Here is a 5,560-nt window from a genome sequence, read left to right as displayed (position 1 = left end):
CGTTGCTATATTGCAAGATAAACGTTGCTATATAAAGTCTGAAACCATTGCTATATAAGGATTTCAGTCACCCTAAAAATTAAAAAAAATAAAAAAATTAAAAAAGAAGGGAGGGGTCAAAATTGCCCTATGTACTCGCTAAAGCTCGTACTTTATTGAAGCTCGCAAGCTCGCTTCGAGGGGCAATTTTTCGGTTAATCCTGTTTGTGAAATCTAAAAGCAAAAGCAACTATGAATTCGCTTCGCTCATAAGGCTTTATGCTCGCTTCGCTCGGTCTAGGTGCAGATTTCAACATGAAAATATAGATTTTCTAGGGTTCAAGTCATTTAAAAGCGGTTTTTCAGAGGGTCGAGGGTCGAATATTGCTAGTTCGCTCGTAGACACTCGCTCTGTAAAACCATGTATTGTTTAGATAATTTTAATAAACACCAAAAAGAATAGGTATATCTATGGTGCAAAATCATATATTTTGCACCATAGATATACCTATCTTGAACGTGGTCTATTCCGCTTTTCGGCTTCAAGCATCTTGTTGGCTTCTTCATGCTTACCTTGTTCACGCAAGGCTTTACGTGCAAAAAATGCCTGTTTTTCTTGTTCTTGTATGGCTTTGGCTTCTTGTTTTCGTTTTTCCTGTTCGGCTAACTTCCGTTGTTGTTCTCGCTCAAGATAATTTCTTGCTCGGTCATATTTAGCTTTTAGGTTTGGATTAGCCTTGTTTACAGTCAGTTTTGCCCGATCTGTATAGCGTTCAGGCTCAAATCGAGGGGAGTTATTCCTCAATTCTCGTTCTTGTTCTTCCAGCTGGTTCAACTGCTTCTGAATTTCAGCATTTGCTGTATCCCATTTTCCGCCAAAAAACAGGGGTCTTTTTCCTAGTTCTTCTTTTTGGTGTTTAATATCGCTTTTAGATAGCTCTATTTGCTCCAAAACAGCGTTTATTTGCTCGATTTCTGTTTTTTGGATAGATGACGCTATGTTTTTCGCTTCTGTGGCTATAGCGTCGTTATATTGCGAAATAACGCTATATGCAATTTTGGTTAATTCTTCAGGGGAACGTTGTTCCTGGTCTTTTTCTTTTTGGCGTTGTTCCTGGTCTAAATTTTCCCTGGTCTGTTCCAAGTCATGAACAAGGCGTTCTGTGGCTAAAATTTCTTGCTCAAGTCCTTTAATTAATTGGCGTTCTGTATTTCTAGCCTTAATCGCATCGTTACTTAAACTGATTTCAGTGTCCTTGCCCTGTCTGCGAAGTTGGGTAATTGTAGAACCCTCATGCTGTGTGGCTTCTAAATCTAAACCTTGCTCTTTGTAGCTGCGGTGATCGACACGCTCATGGCTGCCAACCTGTTCAAGAAATTGATTGCAGAGTTCCGCAAACTGTTGTCTCCAGTGTTCGACTTCTTGTTTGCCGTTGTCGTTAAATTCTCTCGTTTTTTTATCAAGGTCGCCTTGTTGGTTAATGCTGCGTGTAGTGAGCATGATGTGGGCGTGATAGTTGCGGTCATCACTTCCGCCTGCGGTATGTGGGGCATGAATGACTGCATCAACAACGACCTTATGACGTTCTACAATTTTTCCGCATAGCTCATTGAGCATCTTCTCTCGTTGTTCTTGGTTTAATTCACAAGGAAATGCAACTTCAAATTCTCTTGATAATTGAGAGTTTTTTCTAGTTTCAATGGTTTCGACCGTATTCCAAAGCGTTTCCCGATCTAATAATTCTTTTTTGGTGTTTTCAGGCGCATAGATATTTTTAAATTCTATGCCTGTTTTCTTCGTGTAATCCTGCTCTTTTCCATAGCGTTCATCTTTCAATTTTTCCCCTGATCTATATGCAGCACACGCAACAGCACTTCGACCATCTGATCGACTAATATTTTTTACTGAAAAGTGAAAAATAGCCACGATGTAAAGTCCCATTGACAAGTGTTTTTAAAAAAAAATTGAAAATTTTTTTTCGGGGTTAAGGGGTGTCCCCTTACGCACTCCAAACTTTAGTTTGGGAAAGTGCGCCCTTCGGGAAAACCCACAACAATCATATAGCAACTTGAAAGCAATGTTCAAGTGCGCTTATGATTTAGGGGGATTTCCTCTATTTGAAAGGTATGTTAAAGATGAAAATTGAGTCATTGGAACAACAAATTTCTAAGCAACAAGAGCGGTTAAAACAGTTAAAAGCTCAAAAACAAGCTGCTGTAGCTCGTGAACGTTCTAAGCAAAAAGAGTTAGAACGAAAGAATGATACAAGACGTAAGATTTTAATCGGCTCTTGTATGTTAAAAATCGTCGAAAATGACACTGTTGCTCATGAAAAGTTAATGGCTCAACTCGATAAATACTTAACCGAAAATCGAGATAGAGAATTATTTAATCTTCCATTAAAGGAGTGAGTGATGCCTGATTTAATTCAGTTAGAATATCTACAAGAAAAATTACAGCAGCTTTTAGCGGAATCATTATTTGCAATTTATCTTTATGGTTCAGCTGTTGACGGTGGTTTAGGGCCAGAAAGTGATCTTGATGTACTGGTCGTGGTCACTCAACCATTAACTTCTGCTTTACGTGAGCAGCTTGCACAAGAATTACTAAAAATTTCACAGCCTGTTGGGGAATTACAAAGGCCATTAGAAGTTACTATTTTATTAAAAGATGAGATTCAGTCTGGAATTTATCCTTTAAGTTATGAAATGCAATTTGGTGAATGGCTGCGTGAAGAGCTTAAAGAAGGTGGAATATTGAGCTCACAGAAAGACCCAGATATTAGTATATTGCTTAGAAAAGCGAGATCTCATCATACAGTTTTATTTGGGCCAGCTTTAAACCAATGGGCACCTGAAATTTCTGATCAAGAACTATGGCAAGCAATGTCTGACACTTATCCCGAAATTGTAGCGCATTGGGATGAGGATGCAGATGAAAGAAACCAGATTTTAGCTTTATGCCGGATCTATTTTAGTTTAGTGATGAAGGATATTGCTTCAAAAGACAATGCTGCACGATGGGTTATGTCTCAGCTTTCTGATGAGCAGAAATTCGTATTGCAGCGACTTATACAGGAATATAGAGGGGAAATCGGCAAACAAAATTGGCAAGAGGAGCATTATGCTTTGCAGCCTATTGTCAATTTTTTGAGTTCAAAAATTGAAGAGCAGTTTGAGCAGAAAAGAAATCTGATCACATAATAATTTTTTGATTCTGGCTTTATGTCATGGCTTTTGATGAACTCAGCAACGTTCGCTGAAGCGATTGTAAATAGCTTCAGGCAGGCTGCATCTACCGCCAGTGGCTACAGTCTGCTTACACCCTCAGATTTTTTTGTGAACGGCTGGAAGATCGTCCAAGAGATTTTAAACTCGGTAAGTGCTTGGTCGCCTATTGATTCATTGGGGATGCTGATTGCTTCAATCATTATCATGATTGCATTTGCCTTGATTTGTGCGTTCTTGGTTTTGGCGTTGGTTGAAATGTATATCGTGGTGTCAGCTAGTGTCTTAATGATGGGGTTTGCAGGTTCGCAATGGACGAAAGACTATGCCTTGAAAACTATTCAATATGCTGTTTCAGTCGGTGCAAAAATATTTATCTTACAATTGATTGCAGGTCTTGGACTTACTTTTATCCAAGAGTGGGCTACGGGCTTTAATGTTGAAGACAATGTAAGTTTGGTCGGTATGATTGGCTGTAGTGTGGTACTGCTGGCATTAACCAAAATTGTGCCTGATATGCTCCAAGGTGTGATTAACGGTTCATCTATTGGAAGTGGTGCTGCTTTAACTTCTGCCCTACGTGCTGTGGCTGCTGCGACAGCTGGCGCTGCTGCTGGTGCAGCTGGTGCGTCTATGGCTACAAAAGGCGCTGGAGCGTTGGCAAGTGAACAGCTTAAAACGGCTCAAGCAACTGGCACAGGCCCATCGAGTGCAATGGGTAAAGCTGGTTTTATGGCTGGTAATATGGCCATGAATATGAGTTCTGCTTTAAAAAGTGACCTTGGTAGTCGTTTAAGTGGTTCTACGACTGGTGGACGTATGGCTGGCTCGATGATGAATAAAGCAAACGAGCTACGGTCAAAACGATCTAAAAGCAATCAGGATGAAAACACTATCTCATAGGGCGAGACAGATTTTTTCTGATTATTCGCATTTGTTTAGTTGTTGTTTTATACGCTCAATCCTTGTAATAAGACCATCCACACAACTTTGATGACGTTCATAAAGTGGGTGGTCTTTATTCTGCCAGTTATCCAATATTTCTTTGGCTTCGATGTACTCTTGTTCTAGTTTGTATAGTTGACCTTTCAGTCCAAAATTATCTTTATTCCAGATAGCTAATAGCTCGGTTTCACTTAGTTTTGATAAATCAGTCATTAGTAATACTCCCATTTAACCTTTAAAATCTGTTTCTGTTCGCAATGCCTTGAATATGCGTTTTGCCGTTTCTTCTCGCACACTGGACGGGTCACGTAAAATATTGGCAATCCATATTGCAAATGCTTGATAGTCCTTATTCCCTGCTAGGTCGCTGATACTGTGGACTTTAGACAATACTGAGCTATAAGTATTTATCTGACTGTCTGACAAGTTGCAGAACATATCAACCGTGCTTGGATCTCGTTCATGGTTGATTGTTTTAGGCTTGGATTTCTGTTTAAAGCTGAATGAAAACCCAATGATTGAACGTCCTCGCTTATGTTGCTCGTATTCTGCCTTAATGTCGGTATGGTCGTTAATTTGTTGAATAGCAGGCTCTAATACTCGTCTTTTAAACGATTCCATCCGTTGATGCTCTGTGTCCAATACACCAAGTCTTGACCTCAATTCCTTAGTTTCAAGCATTGATACTTTCCCAGTGCTACGCCATGCAATTAGTAGTTCATATAAACGTATGGCATAGGCACTCGTTAGGCTACTTACCTGCTCCAGTTCATAACTGGTGAAATGCTTCTCTAGGTTGGTGATCAGTGGCACAACATCATCTGAAAACCTGATACGGACAAGGGCTTCATTTTCAACATAGGACACACGCTGTACCCATCGGCTCATAACATTCTCAAGATTGCCTTTAGCCGTTAATTTTTGGTAACTAAAGCGACGCTCAAACAAGTTTTTGCAAGCATCCTTTAAGACTTTGTAGGCGGTGTTTCTATGGACATTGAAATGGTTAATGTAGCTTTCTGCATGGATAGTTAAATCACGGTCACTAGGGATATTAGACTCCCTCGCCTCCAGTATTGCTAAAAGGATTAGGCGTTGTTCTGCAAGGTCTAAATTATAACTGGCATTGATCAGCGCATTATCCTTAACGACTAGGTCTTTTTTCATACATAGCAACTTATTCGAATTTTGTTGTTATAGCAACATTATATAACAATGTTGTAATATGCAAGATAAACGTTGCTATATTGCAAGATAAACGTTGCTATATTGCAAGATAAACGTTGCTATATTGCAAGATAAACGTTGCTATATAAAGTCTGAAACCATTGCTATATAAGGATTTCAGTCACCCTAAAAATTAAAAAAAATAAAAAAATTAAAAAAGAAGGGAGGGGTCAAAATTGCC

Annotated in this window: 6 protein-coding genes; 3 read left to right on the top strand and 3 right to left on the bottom strand. The window is 39.3% G+C overall.

Annotated features, from left to right (window positions below; genetic code table 11):
- Positions 1-487: 487 nt before the first annotated feature.
- Positions 488-1,906: a MobQ family relaxase gene (gene mobQ, locus FTT63_RS14705; protein ID WP_065996350.1), complete on the bottom strand. Its 1,419-nt coding sequence runs from the start codon at positions 1,904-1,906 to the stop codon at positions 488-490.
- A gap of 209 nt (positions 1,907-2,115) precedes the next feature.
- Between mobQ and FTT63_RS14700 the strand changes: the two genes are divergently transcribed.
- From FTT63_RS14700 to trbL, 3 genes are read left to right on the top strand one after another with little or no spacing between them, the layout of a single operon-like run.
- Positions 2,116-2,391: a hypothetical protein gene (locus FTT63_RS14700; RefSeq protein WP_004919011.1), complete on the top strand. Its 276-nt coding sequence runs from the start codon at positions 2,116-2,118 to the stop codon at positions 2,389-2,391.
- Positions 2,392-2,394: 3 nt separating this feature from the next.
- Entirely contained in the window at positions 2,395-3,183 is a 789-nt protein-coding gene (locus tag FTT63_RS14695) for an ANT(3'')-II family aminoglycoside nucleotidyltransferase (protein ID WP_005071978.1), read from the top strand.
- Between the two features lie 21 nt (positions 3,184-3,204).
- Positions 3,205-4,110, top strand: a complete 906-nt coding sequence (gene trbL, locus FTT63_RS14690) for a P-type conjugative transfer protein TrbL (protein WP_204832353.1) — start codon at positions 3,205-3,207, stop codon at positions 4,108-4,110.
- A 21-nt stretch (positions 4,111-4,131) separates the two neighbouring features.
- Here trbL and FTT63_RS14685 read toward each other — a convergent pair whose 3' ends face one another.
- Positions 4,132-4,365, bottom strand: a complete 234-nt coding sequence (locus tag FTT63_RS14685; RefSeq protein ID WP_065996352.1) for a hypothetical protein — start codon at positions 4,363-4,365, stop codon at positions 4,132-4,134.
- Between the two features lie 15 nt (positions 4,366-4,380).
- Positions 4,381-5,319 (bottom strand): replication initiation protein RepM, encoded by a 939-nt coding sequence (gene repM / locus FTT63_RS14680; RefSeq protein WP_065996348.1) that lies wholly within the window; start codon positions 5,317-5,319, stop codon positions 4,381-4,383.
- Between the last annotated feature and the right edge of the window lie 241 nt (positions 5,320-5,560).

Source organism: Acinetobacter sp. C15 (genome assembly GCF_013420645.1).
Classification (GTDB): domain Bacteria; phylum Pseudomonadota; class Gammaproteobacteria; order Pseudomonadales; family Moraxellaceae; genus Acinetobacter; species Acinetobacter indicus.
Note: the sequence above shows the minus strand (reverse complement) of the source record. Positions and strands in the feature narration are given on the sequence as shown.